The following is a 24824-nucleotide window of genomic DNA, read 5'->3' as shown; positions in this document are numbered from 1 at the left end:
TGGCGGGACCGCCGGTGCGGAATCCCTCAAGAAATCAGGTGCGGGCGGCCGTCTCGACGACGACCTCGGCCAGCCGCTCGGCGGCGTCGTGGATGCCCGCGCTTCTGGCCGCATCGGCCGCCGCGGTCAATTTTGCCGGCGTCTCGAAGCAGGCGGTCAGCTCCGCGGCGAGGCGTTCGGGCGTGAATTCCGGCTGCTTCACCGCCAGCGCCGCGCCGATGGCGTCGAGAGTCGCGGCGTTGGCGGCCTGGTCCTGGTCGAGGGAGCCCGGCAGCGGCACGAGGATCGACGGGCGGCCGATCGCCGCGAGCTCGGAGACCGTCGAGGCGCCGGAGCGCGAGACCACGAGGTGGCTCGCGGCCATCCGCGCCGGCAGGTCCTTGAAGAACGGCGCCGCCTCGATTCCGGCGAGCCCCATGGCGAGATAGCGGTTCTGAACGGCCGTCAGGTCCTCGGGGCGGACCTGCTGGACGAGGTGCAGGCGGGCGCGCAGCGCGTCGGGCAGGCGGGCGATCGCCTCCGGCACGACCTCGCCCATCACGCGCGCGCCCTGGCTGCCGCCGAAGACGACGAGGCGCAGGGCGTCGCCTTCGCCGAAAGCGGGATAGGGGACCTTGGCCGCCTCGATCACCGCCGGGCGGAGCGGATTGCCGGTGTGGATCCGCGGAGCCTTGGCCTTGTCGGGCACGCCGCGCACGACCTTGAAGCCGGTCGCGATGGTGCGGGCGCCCCGCGCCAGGAAGGCGTTGGCCCGGCCCATCACGGCGTTCTGCTCGTGCAGGATCGTCGGCACGCGCAGGATCTGGCCGGCGAGCACCGGTGGGACGGTCGGGTAGCCGCCGAAGCCCACGATGGCGGCCGGGTTGATCCGGCGGATCTCCTTCGCGGCCACGCCGAAGCCCCGGCCGAGGGTCAGCACGGCGCCGGCCCGCTTCAGCGGCGAGCGGCCGGATGGCGTCGCTGAGGCGATGGTGACCACCTCGGAGGCCGGGAACTCGGACGCGATGGAATCGACCCGGGCGTCGGTGGCGAGCGCCACGCGGATGCCGCGGGCCCGCAGGGCGTGGGCGAGGCTCTCGGCCGGGAACAGGTGGCCACCGGTGCCGCCCGCGCAGAGCAGGATCGTGGGGGTGAAGACGGTCACCGCATCACCCCGGCGACGGTAGCCGGCGCGGTGCCGGGGGGCTTCTGGCTGAGCATGACGGTGCGGGGGCGCTTACGGGTCAGGGCGACGAGGAAGCCGGTGCCGAGCGCCAGCGAGATCAGCGAGGAGCCGCCGTAGGAGACGAACGGCAGCGTCATGCCCTTGGCGGGCATCAGCTGGGTGTTCACCGCCATGTTGATGCAGGCCTGCAGGCCGAACAGCGTGGTCAGGCCGGTGATCGCCAGCCGCGAGAAGGTGTCGTCGGTGCGCCGCGCGAGCTTGAGGCCGCGCAGGACGATGAAGGCGAACAGCGCCACGAGGCAGAGGCAGACGATCACGCCGAACTCCTCGCCGGTGACCGAGAAGATGAAGTCGGTATGCGCGTCCGGCAGGTGGCGCTTGGCCACGCCCTCACCCGGCCCGGTGCCGAACCAGCCGCCCGAGCGGAACGATTCGCGCGACCAGAAATCCTGGAAGCCGCCGCCGGAATCCCGGTCGAGGAACTTGTTGAAGCGCTCGCGGACGTGGTGGAAGAACAGGTAGGCAGCGAACACACCTCCGAGGCCCAGCACGCCGAGGACGGCCACCCAGATCAGGTGGAGGCCGGCCACGAAGAACAGCGCGCACCACACCATGGTAATCAGCATGGTCTGGCCGAAATCGGGCTGGAGCAGCAGCGGCACGATGGTGATCGGCAGGAGCAGCAGCGCCAGGATGCCGCCCGGCATGTCGCGGCGCTGGGCGCCCTCCGAGAAGGCCCAGGCGGCGACGACCACGAAGGCCGGCTTCACGAACTCCGAGGGCTGCAGGCCGAAGGAGCCGAACTGGATCCAGCGATGCGCGCCCTTGATCTCGGGCCCGAACTTGCCGGCGAGCAGGCACAGGATGACGCCCAGGATCCACGTGACGAGCGCGAGCCGCCGGATGCCGCGCAGCGACAGGAACGAGACCGCGCAGATCAGCAGGATGGTCGGCGCGAGGTACATCGCCTGCCGGTTGAGGAAGTAGAAGGTCGGCAGGCCGATCCGCTCGGCCACGGGCGGGCCGCCGCCCATCAGGAAGACGAGGCCCGCGACCATCAGCGCGAACAGCGCCGCGAGCAGGCCGCGGTCCACCGTCCACCACCAGTCCGTCAGGGGGGTGCGTTCCGCGCGTGACATCATGCCGGGCAACGACTCCAGGCCGCGCGGATGCCGATCCGCGCGGGTCGGCCGGGATCCTCGGCAGGAATGGTAAACGGAGCCTTATGACCGACAGGTCGGGGCGCGTCGGGGCACGTCAGGACGCGCCGGCCACGCAGCCGGCGGCCCCTGGGGTGCTGTATTAGGACGGCGCAATACTAGTAAAAAGACACTCTACGTTAATCTTCCCATTGCAACTTTCGGATGTATCGACCCGGCGGGTCGCGGTGCGCCGCGCCCGATCCGCCCAGCGGAAGCCGACGCGCCATGTTCTCTGCCCTGAACGTCCGTGAAGCGCATGCCAAGCTCGCGGCCCTCGACCGGGTTCAGGGCGTGATCGAGTTCGACCTAGCGGGGCGGATCCTGTCGGCGAACCGGAATTTCCTCGACGTCGTCGGGTACACGCTGCCGGAGATCGTCGGCCAGCACCACAGCATGTTCATGGAGCCCGCCCAGCGGGACGCGCCGGATTACCGGGCCTTCTGGGAGCGTCTGCGCTCCGGCACCTTCGAGTCGGGCCAGTTCCAGCGGGTCGGCCGGGGCGGCCGGTCGATCTGGATCCAGGCCTCCTACAACCCGATGCTCGACGTCCGCGGCCGGCCCTACAAGGTGGTGAAGTTCGCCACCGACATCACGCAGCAGCGCACCGAGGAGGCCGACCGCGCCGGGCAGATCGCCGCGATCGACAAGGTGCAGGCGGTCATCGCCTTCGACCTCGACGGCACGGTGATCGCGGTGAACGACAATTTCCTCGCCGCGATGGGCTACAGCCGCGCCGAGGTGCTCGGGCAGCATCACAGCCTGTTCGTGGAGCCCGCCTACCGGGAGAGCGAGGCCTACCGGGCCTTCTGGGCGGCCCTGCGGAACGGCACCTATCAGGCGGCCCAGTTCCGGCGGATCGGCAAGGACGGGCGCGAAGTCTGGATCCAGGCCTCCTACAACCCGATCCTCGACGCCGCCGGCCGGCCCTACAAGGTGGTGAAATTCGCCACCGACATCAGCGACCAGGTCCGGCTGTTCGCCAACCTGCGGACCCTGATCGATCAGAACTTCGGCGAGATCGAGCAGGCGGTGACGCACTCGACCACGGCGGCCTCGCTGGCCTCGTCGGCGGCGGACTCGACCTCCGGGAACGTCCAGACCGTGGCGGCCGCCGCCGAGGAGCTGGCGGCCTCGGTGGCGGAGATGTCCCAGAGCATCGTGCGCTCCCAGAGCGCCACCGACACCGCCTATGCCTGCGTTCAGGACGCGGACGGCCACACCAAGCGGCTGGCCGAGACCGCCACCGCCATGACCGGCATCGTCGGCCTGATCCAGGACATCGCCGGCCAGATCAACCTGCTGGCGCTGAACGCCACCATCGAGGCCGCCCGCGCGGGCGCGGCGGGCCGCGGCTTCGCGGTCGTCGCCTCCGAGGTTAAGGCGCTGGCCGACCAGGCGGCGCGCGCCACCGGTCAGATCAACGGCGAGATCGCCAGCGTGCAGCGCGTCTCGCAGGAGGTCGTGCAGGCTCTCAGCTCGATCGGGTCCTCGGTCTCGGTGATGCGCGAGACCGTGGTGGCCACCGCGGCCGCCATCGAGGAGCAGAGTGCCGTGACCCGGGATCTGGCCGAGAGCATGCAGAGCGCCGCGGGGGCCGTCACGGAGATCACCGGCAACATCGGGGCGATCGTCCAGTCGGTGGCCAACGTCTCGCATGCGGTCGACACCACCCGCGACGCCGCCAAGGTTCTGGCGCGCTGAGGTCCTGGCGCGCTGAAGTGGCGCTGACTCAGGGCAGCGCCTGCACCAGCTCGCGGAAGCGGTTGCCGCGGATCTCGAAGTTCCGGAACTGGTCGTAGGACGCGCAGGCCGGCGACAGGAGCACCACCGGCTCCGGTGCGCCCGAGGCGGCGGCGTTCTCGGCGGCCTTCGGGACGGCGTTCTCGAGGGTCTCGCAGCGCGTGTAGGGCACGGCGCCCTCCAGGGTCGCCGCGAAGGCGTCCGACGCCGCGCCGATCAGGTAGGCGTGCGCGACCCGCTCGAAATACGGCACCAGCGGGAAGATCCCGCCCTCCTTGGCCTTGCCGCCGAGGATCCAGTGGATGTCCCGGAAGGCGGTGAGGGCCTTCTCGGTGGAATCCGCGTTCGTCGCCTTGGAATCGTTGACGAACAGCACGTGGCCGCGCCGCCCGACCTCCTCCATCCGGTGCGGCAGGCCCGGGAACGAGGTCAGGCCGGCCTGGATCTGCTCCGGCGACAGGTCGAGGGCCCGCGCGACAGCCACCGCCACCGCGGCGTTCTGCCAGTTGTGCGCCCCCCGGAGCGAGCCGATCCCGTTGACGTCGGCGAGGGCCGTCCCGTCCGGCTCCCGGACGATCCCGTCGCGCACCGTCAGCGCGTCGGTGCACAGCACGTCGCCGTGGGGCACGTGGACGCGCACGAGGTCGGCGCCGCGGCGGTCCGCGATGGCGCGGCTCGGGGCGTCGTCGACGCCGACCACCGCGAGGCCGGCGCCCTGGATCAGACGCTCCTTGATGGCCGCGTACTGCTCCATCGTGCCGTGCCGGTCGAGATGGTCCGGCGTGATGTTCATCAGCACGCCGACGCTCGGGTCGAGGCTCGGCGTCAGGTCGATCTGGAACGACGACATCTCGATCACGTGGACGCGGTCGGCGGCCGGCGGCTCCAGCGACAGGATCGCGGTGCCGATGTTGCCGCCCATCTGCACGTCGCGGCCCCCCTGCGCGAGCACGTGGGCGATCAGCGCCGTGGTGGTCGACTTGCCGTTGGTCCCGGTGATCGCCACGAACGGCGCCCCCGGCGCCTGCGCCCGCCGCTCCCGGCAGAATAGCTCGATGTCGCCGATGATCTCGACGCCGGCATCCCGGGCGAGCCGGACGCTCCAGTGCGGCTCGGGATGGGTCAGCGGCACGCCCGGGCTCAGCACGAAGGCGGCGAACGCGGACCAGTCGGCCGCGCGCAGGTCCCGCGTCTCGATGCCGGCCTCCCGCGCGCGGGCGAGGCTGTCGGCATTGTCGTCCCAGGCCTGCACGCCCGCGCCACCGGCCTTCAGCGCCAGCGCCGTGGCGAGCCCCGAGCCGCCGAGGCCGAACAGGGCGACGGTCTTGTCCTGGAAGACGGTGACGGGTGTCATGCGGAACTCTGGATGCGGCGACCGGACCCGGCCGACCCGAACCGGACCCTCCTCCCGGGCGCCCCGCATCGGCGACCCCGAAGGCGGGCTCCCGGGATCGCGCGGCCGGCCGGGAGCCTCCTTCGAGGCTCCCCTCCGCGGCCGCGCCTCAGGACGAGGGCGAGGATCGGATCGACCTCTCAGGCCGCCCCTGTAGCACGATTTCTCAGCGCAGCTTCAGCGTCGCCAGGCCGGCCATCGCCAGGATCACCGCGATGATCCAGAAGCGGATCACGACCTGCGGCTCCTTCCAGCCCTTCTGCTCGAAATGGTGGTGGATCGGCGCCATGCGGAAGACGCGCTTGCCCGTCAGCTTGAACGACGCGACCTGGATGATCACCGACATCATCTCCAGCACGAACAGGCCGCCGACGATCGCCAGGACGATCTCGTGCTTCGTCGCCACCGCGATGGAGCCCAGCAGGCCGCCCAGCGCCAGGGAGCCGGTATCGCCCATGAAGATCTGGGCCGGCGGCGCGTTGAACCAGAGGAAGCCGAGCCCGGCGCCGATGACCGCGCCGCAGACGACGGCGAGCTCGCCCGTGTCGCGGACGTAGTTCACCTGCAGGTAGCTGGCGGTGAACGAGTTGCCGACGAGGTAGGCGATGAAGCCGAACGTGCCGCAGGCGATCATCACCGGCACGATCGCGAGGCCGTCGAGGCCGTCGGTCATGTTCACGGAATTGCCCGCCCCGACGATCACGAAGGCGCCGAACAGCGGGTAGAACCAGCCGAGGTTCAGCAGCGCGTCCTTGAACACCGGGAAGGCGAGCTGGTTCTGCAGCGCGGCGGGCGAGTAGACCGCGATGGTCACGCAGGCCGCCATGGCGATCACCGCCTCGAGGGCGAGGCGGAACTTGCCCGAGAAGCCCTTATGCGACTGCTTCGTGACCTTGAGGTAGTCGTCGTAGAAGCCGATCGCGCCGAAGCCGAGGGTGACGGTCAGCGTCACCCAGACGTAGTGGTTGCGCGGGTTGGCCCAGAGCAGGATCGCCACGACGGCGCCGGCCAGGATCATCAGGCCGCCCATGGTCGGCGTGCCGCGCTTGGTCAGCAGATGGGTCTGCGGCCCGTCCTCGCGGATCGGCTGGCCCTTGCCCTGGCGGATCCGCAGCAGCGAGATGATCCAGGGCCCGAACCAGAACACGAACAGGCCCGCCGTGAACAGCGCGCCGCCGGTGCGGAAGGTGATGTAGCGGAACACGTTGAGCGGCGTGAAGCTGCTGCTCAGGTCCGAGAGAAGGTACAGCATCCGGGCGCTCGGCCCCCTTGTTCAGGCTCAGGTTTCGGGGGACGGCGCCGCACGCGCAGGCGTGCCGGTCACGGGACGGCCTGGGTCCGCCGGGTCGGATCGACCGCGTAGCGGGCTTTCAGCGCCTCGACAATCCGGCCCATGCGGCTGCCGTTCGATCCCTTGACCATGACGGCGTCGCCGGACCGCAGGGTCCGGGCGAGTGGTTCGAGCAGGTCGGCCGCGGTGTCGGCCACCGCGCCGCGGCGGCTCACCGGCAGGGCCTCGAACAGGTGGCGCATCAGCGGACCGGCCGTGAAGACGAGGTCGACCCGAGCCGCCTCGATCGCCTCCGCCAGGCCGCGATGCAGGTCGGGCGCGGCGGCGCCGAGCTCGAGCATGTCGCCCAGCACCGCGATCCGGCGGCCGCGGGGCCCGGTCTCGATCCCCGCCAGGGTCGCCAGCGCCGCGCGGACGGCGACGGGATTGGCGTTGTAGCTCTCGTCCACGAGGTAGGCGGTGCCGCCGCCGATCTCGAGGGGGGTGCGCTCGCCGCGCCCCGCCGGCGGCTTTAGCCCCCCGAGCGACAGGGCCGCGCGGGCGAGGTCGGCCCCGAGGCTGTGGACCACCGCCATGACGCCCAGCGAGTTCAGCGCCGCGTGCCGGCCGGCGGTGCCGAGCTTGTAAGTGACGGGCTGGCCCATCACCACCGCGTCGATCACCGACAGGTCGGGCCGCAGCACGATCCTCAGGGCGCGGACGTCGGCATCCGCGTGCTCGCCGAAGGTCACCACCCGGCCCGCCCGGGAGGCCTGGGCGTGGGCGGCCAGGCGGTCGAAATGCGGGGCGTCGCGGTTCAGGATGGCGACGCCGCCGGGCTGGAGCCCGGAGAAGATCTCGCCCTTCGCGTCCGCGATCGCGGCCAGCGAGGCGAAATGCTCGATATGGGCGGGTGCGATCGTGGTGATCAGCGCGATGTCCGGTCGGACCTGCGCGGTCAGCGATACGATCTCGGCGCCGTGGTTCATGCCGATCTCGAACACGCCGTAGCGCGCGGAGCGCGGCATCCGCGTCAGGGTCAGGGGCACGCCCCAGTGGTTGTTGTAGGAGGCCGCCGAGGCGTGGGTCTCGCCCTGCTCGGACAGGACGTGGCGCAGGGCCTCCTTGGTCCCGGTCTTGCCGACCGAGCCCGTGACCGCCACGACCTGCGCGCGCGTCCGGTCCCGGGCGGCGGCACCGAGGCGCACCATCGCGGTGAGAACCGGGTCGGCGCCCCCCTCGGGCACCGCCAGGACGGGGCCGTGGACCGCGAGCGCCTCGGCGCGCGCGGCGCTCACCACGGCGGCGCCGGCGCCGCGCCCCAGGGCGTCGGGGACGAAGTCGTGGCCGTCGCGGGTGTCGCCGCGGATCGCGAAGAACAGGTCGCCGGGCTGGAGCGTGCGGGTGTCGATTGAGGCGCCGCCGATCGCGCGCCCGGCGCCGATCAACCGGCCGCCCGTCGCGGATTCCAGCTCCTGCCGCGTCCAGAGTGCGGTCATCGTCGGTCCCCCGTCGTCCTCAGGCCGCCGCGGCGATCGCGGCGCGCAGGACCGCGTGGTCCGAGAACGGCAGCGTGCGATCTCCCACGATCTGGCCGGTTTCATGACCCTTGCCGGCCACGACCAGCACGTCGCCCGGCCCGAGCCGGTCGACGGCGCTGTGAATCGCCTCCGACCGGTCGCCGATCTCCTCCGCGCCCGGCGCCGCGTCCAGGATGGCCCGGCGGATGGCGGCCGCGTCCTCGGTGCGCGGGTTGTCGTCCGTGACGATGACGACGTCGGCGAGCCGCTGCGCGATGGCGCCCATCAGCGGCCGCTTGCCCCGGTCGCGGTCGCCGCCGCAGCCGAACACCGCGATCAGCCGGCCCGACGCGAAGGGGCGGAGCGCGGCGAGCACGCTCTCCAGGGCCTCGGGCTTGTGGGCGTAGTCGACGAGGCAGAGGCCGCCCCGTGCCTCGCCGATCCGCTCCATGCGGCCGGGGACGCCGGTGAGGTGGTCGAGGGCCGCCAGGACGCCGTCGGGATCGGCCGCCCCCGCCGGGGTAGCCAGTGCGAGGCCGGCCGCCACCAGGGCATTCTCGACCTGGAACTCGCCGACGAGCGGCAGGCGCAGCTCCCGGGCCCGGCCCGCGAACAGGATCCGGGCGACCTGCGCGAACCCCTCCGTGCGGACCGCCTCGACCCGCAGGTCCCGGCCGCCCCGCCCGACCGTGCGGACCGGCCGGCCGGCGGCCTCGGCGGCGGCGATGACGCGCTCGGCGTAGGCGCCGTCGGCGTTGACGATGGCCGGGCGGCCCGCCGGGAGTAGGTCCGTGAAGAGGCGTAGCTTGGCCGCGAGGTACTCCTCGATGCTCGCGTGGTAGTCGAGATGGTCCCGGCCGAGATTGGTGAAGCCCGCCGCGTCGAGGCGCACGCCGTCGAGCCGGCGCTGCTCGATCCCGTGGGAGGACGCCTCCATGGCGAGGTCGGTGACGCCGTCCGCTGCGAGTTGCGCCAGCGTCCGGTGCAGCGTCACGGGGTCCGGGGTCGTGAGGGAGCCGTACTGCGCGCCGCGGTTGGTGACGATGCCGACGGTGCCGAGGCTCGCGGAGTCGCGGCCGAGACGCGCCAGGATCTGGCGGACGAAGTCGGCCACCGAGCTCTTCCCGGCGGTGCCGGTGACCGCCACCACGGTCTCGGGCTGCGGGCCCGCGAGGCGGGCCGCCGCGAGGGCGAGCGACCGGCGCGCGTCGGCGACCGGGATCCAGGCGACCGCGTCGGGCAGGTCGGCGGGACGGGCCCCCTCCCCGGCGACCGCGGCGGCGCCGCGCTGCGCGGCCTGCGCGGCGAAACGTCGGCCGTCGGCCTTCGTGCCGGGAACGGCGACGAACACCGTGCCGGTCGCGACCTGCCGGCTGTCGGCCGTGAGGTCCGAGACGGCGAGGTCCGCGGCGGGGCCGGCGGCCTCGGGGAAGAGGTCGGCGAGCCGCGCGCTCATCGCTGCACCCTCATCGATCCGGTCTCACGGGCCGCCCAGCTGGTTGACGTGGTAGGCGTTGAGCTTGACCATCTGCGGGAACGGCCTCACCGGCGGCTCGAACTGCGGCGGAAGGCCGAGGATCGGCGCCACGCGCTCGATCACCTTGCCGGTGACCACGCCGGAATTCCAGGCCGCCGTGGCGTAGCCGCCCGATTCCGGCAGGCCCTGCGGCTCGTCCATGATCGTCACGAACAGGTACTTCGGATCGTTCATCGGCGCCGCCGCCATGAAGGTCGTGAACAGGCGGTTGTGGATGTAGCGGCCGCCGATGACCTTCTCGGCGGTGCCGGTCTTGCCGCCGACGAAATAGTACGGGACCGCCGCCTTCTTGGCCGAGCCCTCGGCCGCGTTGAGCCGCATGATGTAGCGCATCGCCTCGGAAGTCTGGCCCGAGAGGACGTGCGTGGCCCGCGCCCGCGCCGCCTCGGGCGTCGTCTTGAGGAAGGTCGGCGTCATCAGGTCGCCGCCGTTGGCGATGGCCGCCACCGCGGCCGCGGCCTGGATCGGCGCCACCGCGATGCCGTGGCCGAACGCGATGGTGATGGTGTTGATCTCGGTCCAGCGGGACGGGACGATCGGCGCCGCGCTCTCCGGCAGCTCGGTGCGCAGCCGGTCGAGCAGGCCCATCTTCTTCAGGAAGGCCTTGTGGCCGGGCACGCCGACGCCGAGCGCCATCTTGGCGGAGCCGATGTTGGAGGAGTGGGTGAACACCTCCGGCATGGTGATGACGCGGTTCGTGCCGTGGTACTCGTGGATCTTCTGCCGGCCCCAGTTGAGCACGCCGCCCCGGGTGTCGAAGGTCGAGTTGACGTTGTACTTGCCGGAATCGAGCGCCATGGCGAGGGTCATCGCCTTGAAGGTCGAGCCCATCTCGTAGACGCCGACATTCATCCGGTTGATGCGGTCGGGCGAGAGCGCGTCCTTGGGGTCGTTCGGGTCGAAATCCGGCATGGAGACGAGCGCGATGACCTCGCCGGTCTTCACGTCGAGGATCATCGAGGCGCCGGCCTTGGCCTTGAAGTGGTCGATGCCCCAGGCCAGCTCGTCGCGCACGGCGAACTGCGCGCGCAGGTCGAGCGAGAGCTGCACCGGCTTCAGGTCGGCCTGCTTGTTGATCAGCCCGAAGCTGTTGAGGGCCTGCAGCCCGGTGGAGTCGATGTACTTCTCCATACCGGCGATGCCGATGCCGTCGAGGTTCGTCGCGCCCAGGATGTGGGCGGCCGCGACGCCGTTCGGGTAGACCCGCTTGTGGTCGGGCAGGAAGCCGATGCCGGGGATGCCGAGCCGGTGGACCTCGGCCTGCTGTTTCGGGGTCAGCTCGCGCTTCACCCAGACGAAGCCCGCGCCCTTCTTGTCCTTGCGTTGCGTCAGCTTGGCGCGCAGCTCGGAGGCGTTGAGTTCCGGCAGGACGGCGGTGAGCAGCTCGACCGCCTCGTCCTTGTCGTAGATGTTGCCCGGCTCGGCGAAGACCGAGACCGTGCGGATGTCGGTGGCCAGGATCTCGCCGTTGCGGTCGATGATGTCGGGCCGGAAGGCGGTTGAGGACGCGGCCGCGACCCGGTGCTCCTGGCTGGGCGGCTCCCCGAAGATCGCCATCATCAGGAGCTTGGCCGAGATCGTCCCGAACACGCCGACGAAGACCAGCCCGACCATCGCGACCCGCAGGTGCGAGCGCTCGATCGCCAGCCGGAACATGCTGCGCAGGAGCGCCTTGGCGCGGTCGGCGCGCGGCTCGGGCTCGCGCGCCTCCTCCTCCAAGGGGCGCGGCGCGCCGGCGGCATGCGCCAGCGCGGCGGCTTCGAGCAGCGCCGCCTCGTGGTCCGACACGGCGGGCTCGACCGCCGGGTCTAGGGTCTCGTCGGCGTGATCGGACACGGGGGTTTACCTCGAAGCCGTCGTCGGGGTGCGGGTCGTGGTGACGGTGCGGGTGATCGAGCCGGTCGTGCGCGGCTCGATCGCGCCCTTGTCCTTGGGCGTCGCCGTGGCGGCGAGCAGACGGCCGATCTCGTCGCCGCGCTCCGGCCGGGCGGGCAGATCCGAGAGGCGCGCCAGGTGGCTGGTGCCGATCGGCTCCAGGGCGAGATGCTTGTCGACGGCCGCCTGGAGCCGGTCGGGCCGCGTCAGGAGCTGCCACTCGGCGCGCAGCACGGCGATCGCCTGCCGCTCCTTGTGCAGGGCGGTCTGGAGCTTCGAGACCTGACCGCCCTGGTAGAGCGTGTCGTACTTGATCGAGTAGGCGTAGATCGCCGAGGCGACGAGGCCGGCCACCGCCAGCAGGTTCAGGAGGCGGATCATCGGCGATGGCCTCCGCGGGCCGCGTCGGGCAGGCTCGCCAGCGCGGTCAGCGCGGCCAGCGGCTCGGGAACGTCGGATTCGGTGCGCTCCGCGGCCCGGAGCTTGGCCGAGCGCGCGCGCGGGTTGCGGGCGGTCTCGGCCTCGCCCGGCAGGACCGGGCCCTTCGTGACGGGACGGAAGCTGCGGACGGTCTCGACCAGGCCCCCGGGCAGATGGCGGGAGCCCTGCGCGGAGCGGCCGCTGCGCGCCGCGAAGAACTGCTTGACGATGCGGTCCTCGAGCGAGTGGAACGTCACGACGGCGAGCCGGCCGCCGGGCCTGAGCACGCGCTCGGCCGCGTGCAGGGCACGGACCAGCTCGCCGAGCTCGTCGTTCACGGCGATGCGCAGGCCCTGGAAGGTCCGCGTCGCCGGGTGGATGTGGCTGCCGGGCTCGGTCCGGACCACGCCGGCGACGAGTTCGGCCAGCTGCGCGGTGGTCTCGATCCGCCCGCGGCGCCGCGCCTCGAGGATGGTCCGGGCGACCGCGCGCGAGCGCCGCTCCTCGCCGAAATGGTAGATGATGTCGGCCAGAACGGTCTCGTCGGCCTCGTTCACGAGGTCGGCGGCGCTCGGCCCGTCGCAGGCCATGCGCATGTCGAGGGGGCCGTCGCTGCGGAACGAGAAGCCCCGCTCCGGCGCGTCGAGCTGCATCGACGAGACGCCGATATCGAGGACGACCCGGTCGACCTGCGCGATGCCGGCCTCCGCGAGGAGGCTGTCGAGGTCGCCGAAGCGGCCGGAGAGGAGGCGCAGGCGCCCGCCGGACTCCGCGACGAGCGCCTGTCCGCCCGCGATGGCCGTGGGGTCACGATCGATCGCGACGACCTGCAGGGCCGGATCCGCCGCGAGGAGCGCGCGGGTGTAGCCGCCGGCACCGAACGTGCCGTCGACCGCGATCCCGCCCGCGGTGCCGAGCGCGTCGACGACTTCCGCGAGGAGGACGGGGACGTGCGGTTCAGCCGCCGCATCGCCGCCATGGCGGGGCGAACTCTCGGGAGAGGAGCGGCGCCGGCTCATGGCCGCCTCGACGCGCCGGCGCGCCGTGGCGCGCGCGGATGGGCGGATTGTCGGCGCGTCCCGGAAACCCGGGCGCGGATGCGGCTCGTGCGTCTCATGGTGCCCTGTGCCGGGCCGCGCGAGCGCGGCGCGCGTGACGGGAACGGCACCGGATGCGGAGCGCGCAAGACGCCGCGCACGGACGGGACCTGCGCGATGGCAGGGTGCGCCCGGCGATCCGATACACGCCGTTGACGGGAGGATGCCGGGTATCATGGGCCTCGGAGGATCGTCAACGCACAAGCTTGGCACTGCCGCGCGGACCGATCTGAACCCGGCAAGGTTAACCGAAGGTTTTTACCGCCGCGGAATCTTCGGCGCGCCGGCCGTCCGCGCGGGAACGCCGGCGGGGCGATAAAGCCTTGCAGGTGCAGGTCTTATCGGGAAGTGGATCAGCCGGCCTGTAAGCCGGGTTCTGTAGGGCCGGAGCGCTCGCGCGCGCCGGCGTGGCAGCCATTCCTCTGGGACGATCGTCGCCGATCGCCTCGAGCAACCAACCCGGGCGACTGGCCTGGAGAGCCGGCCTGCCCTTCTCGCGAAGGGCGCGCCGCCCCTATTCGGTCTTGCTCCCGGTGGGGTTTGCCGTGCCGTCCGCGTTGCCGCGTCCGCGGTGCGCTCTTACCGCACCCTTTCACCCTGACCCCGGACGGATCCGGGGCGGTCTGCTCTCTGTGGCACTGTCCCTGGGGTCGCCCCCGCCGGAGGTTATCCGGCACCGTCTCTCCATGGAGCCCGGACTTTCCTCCCCGAACACTCGCGCGTCCGGAGCGGCCGCCCGGCCGGCTGATCCGCGGGCAGATGCGCCCGCTGGGCCGTCCGGGTCAAGGGCGCGGGCCCGCTACCAGGTGCCGGTGTTCTCCATGGACTTCCACGGCTCCTGCGGCTCCTTGGCGCCGCCCTTCTGGAGGATCTCGATGGAGATGCCGTCCGGCGACTTCACGAAGGCCATGTAGCCGTCGCGCGGCGGCCGGTTGATGGTGACGCCCTTCTCCTGCAATTTGGCGCAGAAGCCGTAGATGTCGTCGACCTGATAGGCGAGATGGCCGAAATTGCGGCCGCCCGAGTAGGTTTCCGGATCCCAGTTGTAGGTGAGCTCGATCAGGGGCGACTTGGTCGCCGAGGCCCGCTCGACATCGCCGGGCGCGGCGAGGAAGACGAGGGTGAAGCGGCCCTTCTCGTTCTCGACGCGGCGCACCTCCTTCAGGCCGAACGTGTCGACGTAGAAGGCGAGTGCCCGGTCGAGGTCGGCGACCCGGACCATGGTGTGCAGAAATTCCATCGGATCCTGTCCTGTTCTCTTCGAAGACGGGCCACCGGCCGGCTCCGGCTGACTCGCTCCGCTAGCTAGCGGCCGCTCCGGCGGTGAGAAGGCCGTCCGATACAGACTCGGGACAATCGGGCCCGGGCGTTCGCGCGGTCGGACCCCGTCGAGCCGACCGGGCGGGCGTTTCGGCAGCCCCCGGCATCGTCGGCCCGGCGGCGGGCCTCGCGCCGCGTGCGTCCCGTCGGCCCCGCCGCGAACTCCCGATCCGCCGGAGGAGAGACCCTTCGGCCGAAAGTATGGGCGCGTCTTACCCAGCAAGATGTAGCCCGGCTGCGACGGATTCGTCTTACTCGGTGGGATGATGAGAGCGGTTTCGAACGTCGGGGGCCGTGATGAGGACGCAGGGATCCGAGGGCGGCAAGCATGATGCACAGATGATCGGTCTCGATGCGGCACGATTCCTAGCCGCAATGCTGGTCATGATCTTTCATCTCGGCGCCTACGCGTGGCAGGCGCCGCTCTCGACGGCCGGGCGCGCCTTCGACTCCGCCGCAGCTTACCCCGGCCTGTTCGCCTGGACGTGGTTCGGATGGATCGGGGTCGAGTTGTTCTTCGTCATCTCGGGCTTCGTGATCGCCTACTCGGCCGAGCACGCGACCGCGCGCGCCTTCCTGCGCAGCCGCATCCTGCGCCTCGTGCCGGCGGTCTGGATCTGCGCCACGCTCACCGCCCTGGTCTCGCTCGCCATCGGCCGCATGGGGTCCGGTCGGCACGTGCTGCGGGCCTATCTCGACTGCGTCCTGTTCGTTCCGGTCGAGCCGTGGCTGGACGGCGTCTACTGGACCCTCGGCGTGGAGATCGCCTTCTACGCACTCGTCGTCGCGCTGCTGCGGCTCGGGCGATTCCGGAGCATCGGCCCGATCTGCGCCGTGGTCGGCGGTGTGAGCACCCTCTTCTGGGTCGCGACCTTGGCCGTGCCGAACCTCCCCGCCCTGGCGGCGAACCGCGTGGCCGAGCTGACGCTCCTGCGCCACGGCTGCTGCTTCGCGCTCGGCGTCTTCCTGTGGTTGTCGCTCGTCAAGGGGCCGACGGCCGGTCGGCTCTGCGTGATCGCCGTCTGCGCCGTCGGGGCGCTCGTCGAGATCGGTGACGCGGCCGGGTCGTTCCTTTTCCAGATGGGCCGCAGCGAGGATCCGCTCCTCCCGCGCCTCGTCTTCGCTGGCTGCGTCCTGATGATCGTGGCCAGCGTGCGCGGCAACGCGTGGCTCCGCGCGCGGCTCGGCGAGCGGGGCTGCGCGCTGGCCCGACGGATCGGACTGATGACCTACCCGCTCTACCTCCTGCACAACGTCAACGGTGCCGCCCTGATCCACCGCCTCGTCGGCGGCGGGGTTCCGCCCTACGCGGCGCTCGTGGCCGCGTGCTGCGCCATGCTCCTGCTGAGCTACGCCGTGATGCGCTGGGCCGAGCCGTTCGTCCGCGCCCGCCTGTCCGCCACGCTCGACAGGGTCGGCCTCGAGCGGCCGCTCCGCGCGGAGGGCCGCCCCGCCCCGGGGCTCTGAGCCGGGCGAGGACCGCGCCACGCCGGCCGTTTCGACGGCTCCGATCGTTGCGCCGCGCGCTCCGAGGGACCAGAACGGGCCCGCCCCGCACCCGGAGTGAGCCGAATGCGCACCGAGACGCCGCCGCTGATCCGCCTCGAGGAATACCGGCCCAGCGACTACCTGATCGATCGCGTCGACCTCGACATCCGTCTCGACCCGCACGCGACCCGCGTCGACGCGACGCTGACGCTGCGGCCGAACCCGGCCGGCGTGCCGGCGGCGCCGCTCACCCTCGACGGCGACGATCTCCGGCTGGTCTCGGTCGCGCTCGACGGCGCGCCGCTGGCGCCCGACGCCTACGCGGCGACGCCGTCCGGACTGATCCTCCGCGATCCGCCGCAGCGGCCCTTCGCGCTGCGTCTCGTCACGGAGGTGGATCCGACCGCCAACACCAAGCTGATGGGCCTCTACCGGTCGAACGGCGTCTACTGCACCCAGTGCGAGGCGGACGGCTTCCGCCGGATCACCTACTTCCTCGATCGGCCGGACGTGCTGTCGGTCTACACCACGCGCATCGAGGCCGACCGGGCCGAGGCGCCGGTCCTGCTCGGCAACGGCAATCCCGTCGGGACCGGCGCGGCCGGGCCGGACCGCCACTTCGCGATCTGGCACGATCCCCACCCGAAGCCCGCCTACCTGTTCGCCCTCGTGGGCGGCCGGCTCGGGAAGGTCGAGACGCGCTTCACCACGATGGAGGGCCGCCCCGTCACCTGCGCGGTCTACGTCGAGCCCGGCAAGGAAGACCGGGCGGGCTACGCCCTCGACGCCGTCATCCGCTCCATGGCCTGGGACGAGACCGCCTTCGGCCGCGCCTACGACCTCGACGTGTTCAACGTCGTCGCGGTGTCCGACTTCAACATGGGCGCCATGGAGAACAAGGGCCTCAACATCTTCAACGACAAATACGTCCTGGCGAGTCCCGAGACCGCGACCGACGGCGACTACGCGGCGATCGAGGCGATCATCGCGCACGAGTACTTCCACAACTGGTCTGGCAACCGCGTCACGTGCCGGGACTGGTTCCAGCTCTGCCTGAAGGAGGGTCTCACGGTCTTCCGAGACCAGGAATTCTCCTCCGACATGCGCTCCCGGCCGGTGCACCGCATCGCCGAGGTGCGCTCGCTGCGGGCGCGCCAGTTCCCCGAGGATGCCGGGCCGCTGCGGCACCCGGTGCGGCCGCGGGCCTACGCGGAGATCAACAACTTCTACACGGCGACCGTCTACGACAAGGGCGCCGAGATCGTCCGGATGCTGCGGACGCTGATCGGTCCCGAGGCCTTCCGGGCCGGCATGGACCGGTACTACGCCGACAATGACGGCCGCGCCGCCACCGTCGAGGACTTCCTGGCGGCCTTCGCGGCCGTGACCGGGCGCGATCTCGGCGCCTTCGCCCGCTGGTACGAGCGTCCCGGCACGCCCCGCCTCGCCGTCGCGGCCGCGCACGATCCGGCCGCCGCGCGCTACACCCTCCGGCTCGCCCAGAGCCTGCCCGGCGGCGGCGCGGAGCCCGACGGGCCGCCGCTGGTGATCCCCGTGGCCCTCGGTCTCGTCGGGGCGTCCGGGCCGCTGACGGGCGCGACCTGCCCGGACGTGCGGGACGGCGTCTACGTGCTCGACCGCCCCGAGGCCGAGATCGCGTTCGACGCGGTCGCCGAGGAGCCGGTCCCCTCGCTCCTGCGCGACTTCTCCGCCCCGGTGCGGCTCGACCTCACCCTGACCGACGCGGAGCGGATGCGGCTCCTCGCGCAGGACAGCGACCCGTTCAACCGCTGGCAGGCCGCGCAGGACGTCGCTTTGCGGCTGATCCTCGAGCCAGACGCCGATCGGACGGAGGCGTTCGCCGCGGCACTCGGCCAGTTCCTCGAAGACGAGGCCCTGGCCGACCCGGCCTTCGCGGCCCTGGTCCTGGCGCTGCCGAGCGAGGGCGAGGCCGCCGACGCGGTGCCGGCCGACGTGGATCCCGACGCGATCCACCGGGCGCGATTCAACCTGCGGGCACGTCTGGGCCAGGCCCTGCGGCCGCGGCTCGAATCGATCGACGCGGCGCTCGCGCCGGTGGCCGGTGCGCCCTACAGCCCCGACGCCGCCTCGGCGGGGCGCCGGTCGCTCCGCAACGCGGCCCTCGACCTGGTCGCCGCCGGCGATCCCCGGGAGGGGGCCGCCCGCGCCGCCGCGCGGCTGGCCGAGGCCACCAACATGACCGACCGGCTCGCGGCCCTCGGCACGCTGGCGCTGATCCCGGGGGAGACCCGCGAGGCCGCCTTCGCGGAGTTCGCGGCCCGCTACGCCGACGAGCCCCTGGTCCTCGACAAGTGGTTCGCCCTCCAGGCCCAGATCCCGGAGCCCGGCACCCTCGACCGGATCGCGCGGCTGCAGGAACACCCGGCCTTCACCATGACCAACCCGAACCGCGTGCGGGCGCTGATCGGGAGCTTCGCGTTCGGCAACCCGACCCAGTTCGCCCGGCGGGACGGGGCGGGATTCGCCCGCGTGACCGAGACGGTCGCGGCGCTCGATTCGACCAACCCACAGGTGGCCGCACGGCTCCTCACGGCCTTCGGATCCTGGCGCCGGCTGGAAAAATCACGCGGCGCCAAAGCGGTCGAAATGCTGAATGGGATCAAGGCGATCCCGGGGCTTTCCCGGGACACCGCCGACATCCTCGCGCGCACCCTCGGAGGTGGCTAACCGTCTGAACCTGCGGTAGAAATCGATTCTCGGGCTCCCAGGCAACACCTGGGTTCCGTCAAGCCCTTATGGTAAAAAATCCGTGGACAAACTGCCCCCCGAAGTGATTGTATTCAGTCAGATTCGGGGGGCCTTCGGGGGCCGGGTGCCCACACCGGATCACAGTTCCCACGGGCGAGGTTCGGCCATGCCGGAGGCGGCTTCCGCTTCCTTCTCCGCGCGTGCGGATTCGAGTCTCACGATCTCGTGGCCCATGCGGAGCCGGGATCCGCGGCTCGGCCAGGCCGAGCGCTGGCTGCGCTACGCCGTGCCGGGAACGCTCGCGGTGTTCCTGGCCTGCCTCGTCGGGCTCGCCACCCTCCATATCCAGGGCCAGCGTGCCGAGATCCTGGCGGGCGCGAAGGCCGAGGTCGAAGGCTTCGCCCGTCTGGCCGCGCGGGCGGTGGATCCGGCCGGCACCGTGGCGGAGGACCTGCGCGCCCTGATGCCCGAGAGCGAGCGGCATCCCGGCCGCCGCCTGCTGGTGGTCCGCCCTGACACCCGCATCGTCGCCGCCCATCCGCCGCTGCCGGCCGACCGCACGACCCTCTCGGCGGTGCTCGGCGAGAGTGAGCCGCTCTCCGGCCTCGGCGAGCGCGCCGGCGCGATGGCCCTCGAGCTTCCCGGCGGCGAGAGCGTGCTCGCCGCGGTGCACAGCCTGCCCGGCGGCGCGGGACAGGTGGCGGTGCTCCAGCCCATCGAGCCGCTGCTGCGCGGCTGGAGCGCCCGGACCCGCGACCAGATCGTCCTGATCGCCGCCGCCGCGATCGTGATCGTCGGAGTCGGACTGGCCTACGGCCTGCAGACGCGCCAGGCCGCCCGCGCCGACCGGGCCCGCGAGCAGATCCGCGGCCGCCTGGAGACCGCCCTGCGCCGGGGCGCCTGCGGGTTGTGGGACTGGGACATCGCGCGCGGCCGGATCTACTGGTCCGATTCGATGTACACGCTGCTCGGCTACAGGCGGCAGCACGAGTACCTCTCGTTCGGCGACGTCAACGGCCTCGTCCATCCCGACGACGGCGACCTGTACAGCCTCGCCCGGGGGCTCGCGGCCAACCAGACGCATATCGACCACGCCTTCCGCATGCGCGGCGCCGACGGGGCCTACGTCTGGCTGCGCGCCCGCGCGGAGGTCGTGGCGGACGCCGCCGACGGCGGCCGCCACCTCGTCGGCATCGCCAACGACATCAGCGAGCAGCGGGCCCTGGAGGAGACCAACGCCGCGGCCGACATGCGCCTGCGCGACGCCGTCGAGGCGATCTCGGAGGCCTTCGTGCTCTGGGATACCGGCAACCGCCTGGTCCTGTGCAATTCGAAATTCCGCCACCTCCACGCCCTGAGCCCCGAGGATGCGCAGGCGGGCCGGAGCTACACGGACGTGATGGGACGCGGCGTGCTGCCCCAGGTCCGGCGGGAATCGCCCGAGGCCGGGATGGCGCTGACCGACATGGCGGCCCGCACCTTCGAGGCGGAACTCGCCGACGGCCGCTGGCTGCAGATCAGCGAGCGGCGCACGAAGGACGGGGGCTACGTGTCGGTCGGGACCGACATCACCAGCCTGAAGCGCAACCAGGAGCAGCTCCTCGCCTCCGAGCGCGAGCTGATCGAGACCGTCAAGGACCTCAAACGGTCCCGCCGCACCCTCGAACTCCAGACCCAGCAGCTCGCGGATCTCGCCGAGCGCTACCTCGACCAGAAGGCGGCCGCCGAGGCGGCCAACCAGGCCAAGGCGGAGTTCCTGGCCAATATGAGCCACGAGCTGCGCACCCCGCTCAACGCCATCATCGGCTTCGCCGACGTGATGGAGAACGCGGTTCTCGGGCCGCTCGGCACCCCGCGCTACACCGAGTATTGCCGCGACATCCGCGAGAGCGGTTCGCACCTGCTGTCCATGATCGACGACATCCTCGACATGGCCCGGCTGGAGGCCCGGCGCGTGCGCCTGAGCCCCAGGGCGATCTCCGCCGAGACCGCGATCAGCGCGGCCCTCGCGCCCGTCGAGGCGGCCGCCCGCGAGAAGGCGATCACCGTCAGCGTCGACGTCGTGCCCGGCCTCGAGCTGCTGGCCGATCCGCAGGCGATCCGGCAGATCCTCGCCAACCTCGTGCAGAACGCCGTGAAGTTCACGCCCGCCGGCGGCCGCGTCGCCGTCCGGGGCCGCCGTGCCGGCGCGTGCACCCACCTCTATATCGAGGACAACGGCATAGGCATCCCGACCTCCGACCTCGCCCGCCTCGGCCGGCCCTTCACGCAGGTCGAGCGGCAGATGACCCGGTGCCACAAGGGTTCGGGCCTGGGCCTCGCCATCACCCGATCGATGGTCGAGCTCCACGGCGGCTCGCTCCGGATCCGCTCCGAGGAGACGGTGGGCACCATCGTGCTCGTCCGCCTGCCGGCCACGCCGGCCGAGCGCGAGGCCGGCGTTCCGGCCGGCTCGGCCCCTTCCGCGACGGCCGATTCCACGATTGTCAGGCGCGAGGCGCCGCGGGCGGGCCGTTCCGCCGCCTGAGCGGGACCGTTCACGGACGCGGGTCGAGCCCGCCGCGGCGTGCGAGGCGGCCCTGTTCCGCGTGCCAGCGCGCGTCCGCCACGGCGCGTGCCAGGCGCCGGATGCGCCAGCGCCGGTACAGCGACAGGACCGGGTTGCCGCCGAGACCGGCCTGATGCCGGCTCAGGCGTCGCAGCAGGTCCGGCAGCTGCGCCGAGGCCGCCTCGCCCGTGGCGATGTCGATGGCCCGCATTTCCGCCCGGAGCCCCGCCTTCCAGTCGTCCATGACGCCCGCCTCCGCGATCATCGCCCGCCCCCGCGGCCGGCCGGAATTCCCAACAGCCCGCCCGCCGTCTCGCCCGCGGCATGAGTACACGCCGGAAAACCCTCCGTTCCCGATCCGGGTTTGCCCCGCAGGTGGTCCGCCCGGCGGACCGGACTGGAGAATACGGCCGATGCGATCCAGGACAACGTACCGCTGCACGCTGGCGCTCCTGCTCGGGCTCGCCGCCGGGCCCGCGCTCGCGCAGAGCACGGGCTACGTCACGGGTTTCCCGGGCAAGGATCCCGCGGGCGACGAGGAGATCGGCTGGGGGCCGGCCTACCGGCCCGAGACGAGCTTCGCGCAGCCCGGCACGCCGCCGACCCCCGGCGCGATCGCCGGCCGCGCCTATCGTGCCCGGACCGGGCACGGCGTCTACGATCGGGTGCAGGGCGACGGTCTGTACCGGGGCCGGTAGCGGGCCGCACCGCGGTTTCAGGGCGCCGTGGACCCGCCGCGAGAGGATGGGGTTGAGGCGCGAGAACCTGTCCCCATCGCTCTGGAACGGTTTGATAGGGCGGCGGCTCCGAACGCGACAGCCGCGCCATCGCCCCCTCTCCCGTGCGGGAGAGGGTTGGGGTGAGGGACAAGAGGCCTCTCGGTCGAGCGCACCATTGCCGCTCGGCCAGACTGCGCTTCGTTCGGACAGACCCGATCCCTCACCCTGTCCCTCTCCCGCACGGGAGAGGGGACCAGCGCCGCGTGCGGAACGCGCTGAACCGGCCCTAGCGCCGCCGCAGGGCCCGCTTCGCGGCCGCGCGCGCGTCCCGCTCGAACCGGGCGAGCCGGAGGCGCCGCTCCAGCGAGATCACCTGTCGACCGGGCGGGACCGCGATGATCTCGGCGACCGGAACCCGGTCGCGGTAGAGACCTTCCAGCGCCGATCCTTCCAGCGTCGCCGAGTCGAGCCGGTCGGCGAAGCCGGTCTCGTGGCAGGCCCGCACGATCTCGGCCTCGAGCAGCAGGCCCGGGGCGTGGCCGCGCAGATCCTCGTCGTAGGCGGTCTTCAGCAGGGTCGCGGTGCCGCCGCTGACCAGGGCGAGGCTGACGGCGACAGGCCGGCCGTCGAGGGTCAGCGCGTCGGCCCGGACGGCGACCGGGCCCGGAACCGCGGTGAACAGCGCCCTGGCCAGCGCGGCGCTCTCGGGCCGGCAGGCCATGGCGGTGCCGGCCTGCCCCTTCCAGCCGGCGCGCTCCAGGTCGAGGAAGGCCGCGACGAGGCGGGCGAGGTCCGATCCGCCCGTGGCGCACGCGTGGGCGACGGTTCCGGTCTCCGACAGGCGGCGCGCCCGGCGGCGCAGGTCCTTGAAGCGCGCCCGGCCGGGATGGTCGGCGAGGAACGCCGCGTGGTCGGCGCGCCGGTCCATGACCGGGCGGTCGAAGCCCGCCACCGTGCCGATGGCCCAGCCGCGCGCGCGCATCGCCGCGAGCATCTCCGGCACGGCGCCCTCCCCGGTCGGCAGCAGCGGCCAGCGCCAGGGGCATCCGCCGGAGGCGGCCTCGAGGCCGGCCACCAGGGCCAGCGCGTGCGCGGCCCGGTCCGGACCGTCGGCGACCAGGGGAGCCGTGGCGGTCACGTAGGGCGAGAGGAAGGGCCGCAGGACCCGGCCGCCGAGGCCCGTCAGGTCCCGGGCCCCATGGTACGGGAGCAGCCCGACGAGACGGTCGCCCGCGCGGACCGTGACGTAGCGGAGGGCCGCCGGCAGCAGCCCGGCGGTCCGATGGGCCTCGATGACGTGCCGGGAGAAGTGCGGGTGCGCCGCGGCGCCCGCCGCGACCAGCGCGTCCCAGGCCTCCGGCTCCGGCGGGTCGCCGAGGGTGACGACGGCTCCGGACGGCGCGCGCAGGGGGCTCGCGGCGATCATCGGACCGCTCCGGCGGCCCAGACCGGGGTCGGAAGCCCGTGGATCCGCCCCGCGGCGCGCGCGAGCAGGGCGGCCCGGCCCACGCTCGCCACCGCGACCGCCACGGCCGCGCCGAGCGTCCCGAGCGCCGGGACCAGGGCGAGGCACAGGCCGGCGGCGGCGAGGAGACTCCCCGCCGTGATGCCGGCGCAGAGCCGCTCCCCGCCCAGCATGGTCAGCAGATCCTCGCCCGGGCCGAACAGGCTCGCCCCGACGCTGCCGGCGATCAGGATGCACAGGATCGGCACGCTGTCGCCGAGACCCGGCCCGAACATGGCCAGCAGCAGGGGGCTGACGGCCAGGATCGCGCCGCCGACCACGAGCGTCGCGGCCGCCGTCAGGCGGCCCTGGCGCCGGACCAGCTCGGCGAGGAGGAAGCGGTTGGCCTGCGCCTGGGCGGCGCTGTAGCGCTGGAGCGTCGCCGCGCTGACCGCGTAGTGCACGAACACCACGAATTGCTGGATGCGGGTCGCCGCGAAGTAGATCCCGACCTCGGCCGGGCTCACCAGGGCGCCGAGCACGATCACGTCGACGAAGGTGAAGCCGGCATTGGCGAGGTCGATCGCGGCGATCGGCAGGCCCGTGCCGAGCCACGTGCGCCACCGGTAGCGGTGCGGCCCGGCCGGCAGCTCCCGCCGGAGCCGCGCGGCGAGGAGGGCGGCCTGCAGGGCGGTCGCGACCGCGGCGGCGACCAGCATGCAGGCCATCGCGACCTCGGCCCGGGGCGGCGCGCCGAGCAGGATCGCCGCGACCATGCAGGCCATCATCAGGGTCTGGCGCAGCAGGTAGGGCGGCGCGATGGCGAGCCCGACCCAGTTCTGGCTGCGCGCCACGCCCTCGAGGTAGTCCTGGAGCGCGAAGAGCGGCATCACGCAGAGCGCGACCAGGATCGGTGCCCAGTAGGCGGGGGCGAACAGGTCCGGCTCGAGCACGAGCAGCGCCGCGCCGAGGCAGGCGACGGCGAGCGCCGCTCCGCCGGTCACGAGGGCGCCGGCCCGGATGTAGCCGCGCGCGAGGTCGAGGTCGCCCTGCGCCTGATCACCCGGCACGAACCGGCACGCGCCCTGCGACAGGCCGAGGGTCAGGGTGTGGCCCAGCATCGCGGTCCAGACCCAGACCGACGCGAAGATCCCGTAGGCGTCCCAGCCCATCAGCCGCGCCGCGAGCACCTGGGCGCCGTAGGCGAAGCCGGCCGACCCCACGCGGATCGCGAAGACCGTCAGGGCCGCCCGCTGCGGGCCGCTGCGCAGCGCCCGGAGGTGCCGGAGCGCGAGGACAGGGAGGGCCGTGGCTGACACTACGCGCTCCGCGCCGGTCCCGAACTCGGCGGGAGGC

18 protein-coding genes and 1 other RNA gene are annotated in these 24824 nt (G+C 72.5%); 5 read left to right on the top strand and 14 right to left on the bottom strand.

Annotation, left to right across the window (positions count from 1 at the left end):
• Positions 1–34: 34 nt before the first annotated feature.
• Together murG and ABIC30_RS22355 are read right to left on the bottom strand one after the other, a co-directional pair.
• Entirely contained in the window at positions 35–1144 is a 1110-nt protein-coding gene (gene murG, locus ABIC30_RS22360; RefSeq protein ID WP_354456100.1) for an undecaprenyldiphospho-muramoylpentapeptide beta-N-acetylglucosaminyltransferase, read from the bottom strand.
• Entirely contained in the window at positions 1141–2307 is a 1167-nt protein-coding gene (locus tag ABIC30_RS22355) for an FtsW/RodA/SpoVE family cell cycle protein (protein ID WP_020094126.1), read from the bottom strand. The genes murG and ABIC30_RS22355 overlap by 4 nt, the downstream gene beginning before the upstream one ends.
• 285 nt (positions 2308–2592) lie before the next feature.
• On the opposite strand from ABIC30_RS22355, the gene ABIC30_RS22350 reads away from it, so the two are divergent.
• Positions 2593–4068: a methyl-accepting chemotaxis protein gene (locus ABIC30_RS22350; protein WP_020094125.1), complete on the top strand. Its 1476-nt coding sequence runs from the start codon at positions 2593–2595 to the stop codon at positions 4066–4068.
• A gap of 28 nt (positions 4069–4096) precedes the next feature.
• Here ABIC30_RS22350 and murD read toward each other — a convergent pair whose 3' ends face one another.
• The 9 genes from murD to ABIC30_RS22305 form a co-directional block, all read right to left on the bottom strand.
• On the bottom strand, positions 4097–5461 hold the full coding sequence (gene murD / locus ABIC30_RS22345; RefSeq protein WP_354456099.1) for a UDP-N-acetylmuramoyl-L-alanine--D-glutamate ligase: 1365 nt from the start codon (positions 5459–5461) through the stop codon (positions 4097–4099).
• Between the two features lie 205 nt (positions 5462–5666).
• Positions 5667–6752, bottom strand: coding sequence for a phospho-N-acetylmuramoyl-pentapeptide-transferase (mraY, locus tag ABIC30_RS22340; RefSeq protein WP_012319328.1), 1086 nt, complete (start codon positions 6750–6752; stop codon positions 5667–5669).
• A gap of 68 nt (positions 6753–6820) precedes the next feature.
• Complete coding sequence (locus ABIC30_RS22335; protein WP_234082790.1) at positions 6821–8269, bottom strand: UDP-N-acetylmuramoylalanyl-D-glutamyl-2,6-diaminopimelate--D-alanyl-D-alanine ligase; 1449 nt, start codon at positions 8267–8269, stop codon at positions 6821–6823.
• Positions 8270–8288: 19 nt separating this feature from the next.
• Positions 8289–9746, bottom strand: coding sequence for a UDP-N-acetylmuramoyl-L-alanyl-D-glutamate--2,6-diaminopimelate ligase (locus ABIC30_RS22330; RefSeq protein WP_020094121.1), 1458 nt, complete (start codon positions 9744–9746; stop codon positions 8289–8291).
• Between the two features lie 24 nt (positions 9747–9770).
• Positions 9771–11615 (bottom strand): peptidoglycan D,D-transpeptidase FtsI family protein, encoded by a 1845-nt coding sequence (locus ABIC30_RS22325; RefSeq protein ID WP_376738867.1) that lies wholly within the window; start codon positions 11613–11615, stop codon positions 9771–9773.
• Positions 11616–11669: 54 nt separating this feature from the next.
• A complete protein-coding gene (gene ftsL / locus ABIC30_RS22320) occupies positions 11670–12083 on the bottom strand; it encodes a cell division protein FtsL (RefSeq protein WP_012319332.1) in 414 nt (137 codons plus the stop codon).
• On the bottom strand, positions 12080–13141 hold the full coding sequence (gene rsmH / locus ABIC30_RS22315; protein ID WP_020094119.1) for a 16S rRNA (cytosine(1402)-N(4))-methyltransferase RsmH: 1062 nt from the start codon (positions 13139–13141) through the stop codon (positions 12080–12082). Before rsmH ends, ftsL begins: the two co-directional genes overlap by 4 nt.
• 427 nt (positions 13142–13568) lie before the next feature.
• Positions 13569–13967: RNase P RNA component class A (gene rnpB, locus ABIC30_RS22310), an RNA gene on the bottom strand.
• Between the two features lie 51 nt (positions 13968–14018).
• Positions 14019–14459, bottom strand: a complete 441-nt coding sequence (locus ABIC30_RS22305; RefSeq protein ID WP_056534063.1) for a VOC family protein — start codon at positions 14457–14459, stop codon at positions 14019–14021.
• 419 nt (positions 14460–14878) lie between these two features.
• Here ABIC30_RS22305 and ABIC30_RS22300 point away from each other — a divergent pair, with 419 nt between their 5' ends.
• From ABIC30_RS22300 to ABIC30_RS22290, 3 genes are all read left to right on the top strand, one after another.
• Positions 14879–16006 (top strand): acyltransferase family protein, encoded by a 1128-nt coding sequence (locus tag ABIC30_RS22300; protein ID WP_354456098.1) that lies wholly within the window; start codon positions 14879–14881, stop codon positions 16004–16006.
• 105 nt (positions 16007–16111) lie between these two features.
• Positions 16112–18736 (top strand): aminopeptidase N, encoded by a 2625-nt coding sequence (pepN, locus tag ABIC30_RS22295; protein WP_354456097.1) that lies wholly within the window; start codon positions 16112–16114, stop codon positions 18734–18736.
• Positions 18737–18989: 253 nt separating this feature from the next.
• Positions 18990–21284, top strand: coding sequence for a PAS domain-containing sensor histidine kinase (locus ABIC30_RS22290; RefSeq protein WP_234082780.1), 2295 nt, complete (start codon positions 18990–18992; stop codon positions 21282–21284).
• A 10-nt stretch (positions 21285–21294) separates the two neighbouring features.
• On the opposite strand, the gene ABIC30_RS22285 is transcribed toward ABIC30_RS22290, so the two are convergent.
• Positions 21295–21549, bottom strand: coding sequence for a hypothetical protein (locus ABIC30_RS22285; protein WP_026605077.1), 255 nt, complete (start codon positions 21547–21549; stop codon positions 21295–21297).
• A gap of 169 nt (positions 21550–21718) precedes the next feature.
• Here ABIC30_RS22285 and ABIC30_RS22280 point away from each other — a divergent pair, with 169 nt between their 5' ends.
• Positions 21719–22003: a hypothetical protein gene (locus ABIC30_RS22280; protein WP_020094113.1), complete on the top strand. Its 285-nt coding sequence runs from the start codon at positions 21719–21721 to the stop codon at positions 22001–22003.
• 307 nt (positions 22004–22310) lie between these two features.
• Here the strand turns inward: ABIC30_RS22280 and ABIC30_RS22275 are convergent, their stop codons facing one another.
• The gene (locus tag ABIC30_RS22275; RefSeq protein ID WP_234082779.1) at positions 22311–23450 is read right to left on the bottom strand and encodes a GNAT family N-acetyltransferase; all 1140 of its coding nucleotides are present in this window, start codon (positions 23448–23450) and stop codon (positions 22311–22313) included.
• The gene (locus tag ABIC30_RS22270; RefSeq protein WP_354456096.1) at positions 23447–24787 is read right to left on the bottom strand and encodes a lipopolysaccharide biosynthesis protein; all 1341 of its coding nucleotides are present in this window, start codon (positions 24785–24787) and stop codon (positions 23447–23449) included. Before ABIC30_RS22270 ends, ABIC30_RS22275 begins: the two co-directional genes overlap by 4 nt.
• Positions 24788–24824 lie beyond the last annotated feature (37 nt).

Origin of the sequence: Methylobacterium sp. 1030, from assembly GCF_040544715.1 — a bacterium.
Taxonomy (GTDB): domain Bacteria; phylum Pseudomonadota; class Alphaproteobacteria; order Rhizobiales; family Beijerinckiaceae; genus Methylobacterium.
The sequence above is the reverse complement of the archived record's forward strand: the minus strand, read 5'-3'. Positions and strand labels throughout refer to the sequence as shown.

Bases quoted from the DNA above. Each gene is read 5' to 3' on its own strand.
- ABIC30_RS22290 (WP_234082780.1), top strand. From the start codon at position 18,990: ATGCGGAGCCGGGATCCGCGGCTCGGCCAGGCCGAGCGCTGGCTGCGC.
- ABIC30_RS22275 (WP_234082779.1), bottom strand. From the start codon at position 23,450: ATGATCGCCGCGAGCCCCCTGCGCGCGCCGTCCGGAGCCGTCGTCACC.
- ftsL (WP_012319332.1), bottom strand. From the start codon at position 12,083: ATGATCCGCCTCCTGAACCTGCTGGCGGTGGCCGGCCTCGTCGCCTCG.
- ABIC30_RS22285 (WP_026605077.1), bottom strand. From the start codon at position 21,549: ATGGACGACTGGAAGGCGGGGCTCCGGGCGGAAATGCGGGCCATCGAC.
- murD (WP_354456099.1), bottom strand. From the start codon at position 5,461: ATGACACCCGTCACCGTCTTCCAGGACAAGACCGTCGCCCTGTTCGGC.
- rsmH (WP_020094119.1), bottom strand. From the start codon at position 13,141: ATGAGCCGGCGCCGCTCCTCTCCCGAGAGTTCGCCCCGCCATGGCGGC.
- pepN (WP_354456097.1), top strand. From the start codon at position 16,112: ATGCGCACCGAGACGCCGCCGCTGATCCGCCTCGAGGAATACCGGCCC.
- ABIC30_RS22330 (WP_020094121.1), bottom strand. From the start codon at position 9,746: ATGAGCGCGCGGCTCGCCGACCTCTTCCCCGAGGCCGCCGGCCCCGCC.
- mraY (WP_012319328.1), bottom strand. From the start codon at position 6,752: ATGCTGTACCTTCTCTCGGACCTGAGCAGCAGCTTCACGCCGCTCAAC.
- ABIC30_RS22350 (WP_020094125.1), top strand. From the start codon at position 2,593: ATGTTCTCTGCCCTGAACGTCCGTGAAGCGCATGCCAAGCTCGCGGCC.
- ABIC30_RS22335 (WP_234082790.1), bottom strand. From the start codon at position 8,269: ATGACCGCACTCTGGACGCGGCAGGAGCTGGAATCCGCGACGGGCGGC.
- ABIC30_RS22305 (WP_056534063.1), bottom strand. From the start codon at position 14,459: ATGGAATTTCTGCACACCATGGTCCGGGTCGCCGACCTCGACCGGGCA.
- ABIC30_RS22300 (WP_354456098.1), top strand. From the start codon at position 14,879: ATGATCGGTCTCGATGCGGCACGATTCCTAGCCGCAATGCTGGTCATG.
- ABIC30_RS22355 (WP_020094126.1), bottom strand. From the start codon at position 2,307: ATGATGTCACGCGCGGAACGCACCCCCCTGACGGACTGGTGGTGGACG.
- ABIC30_RS22280 (WP_020094113.1), top strand. From the start codon at position 21,719: ATGCGATCCAGGACAACGTACCGCTGCACGCTGGCGCTCCTGCTCGGG.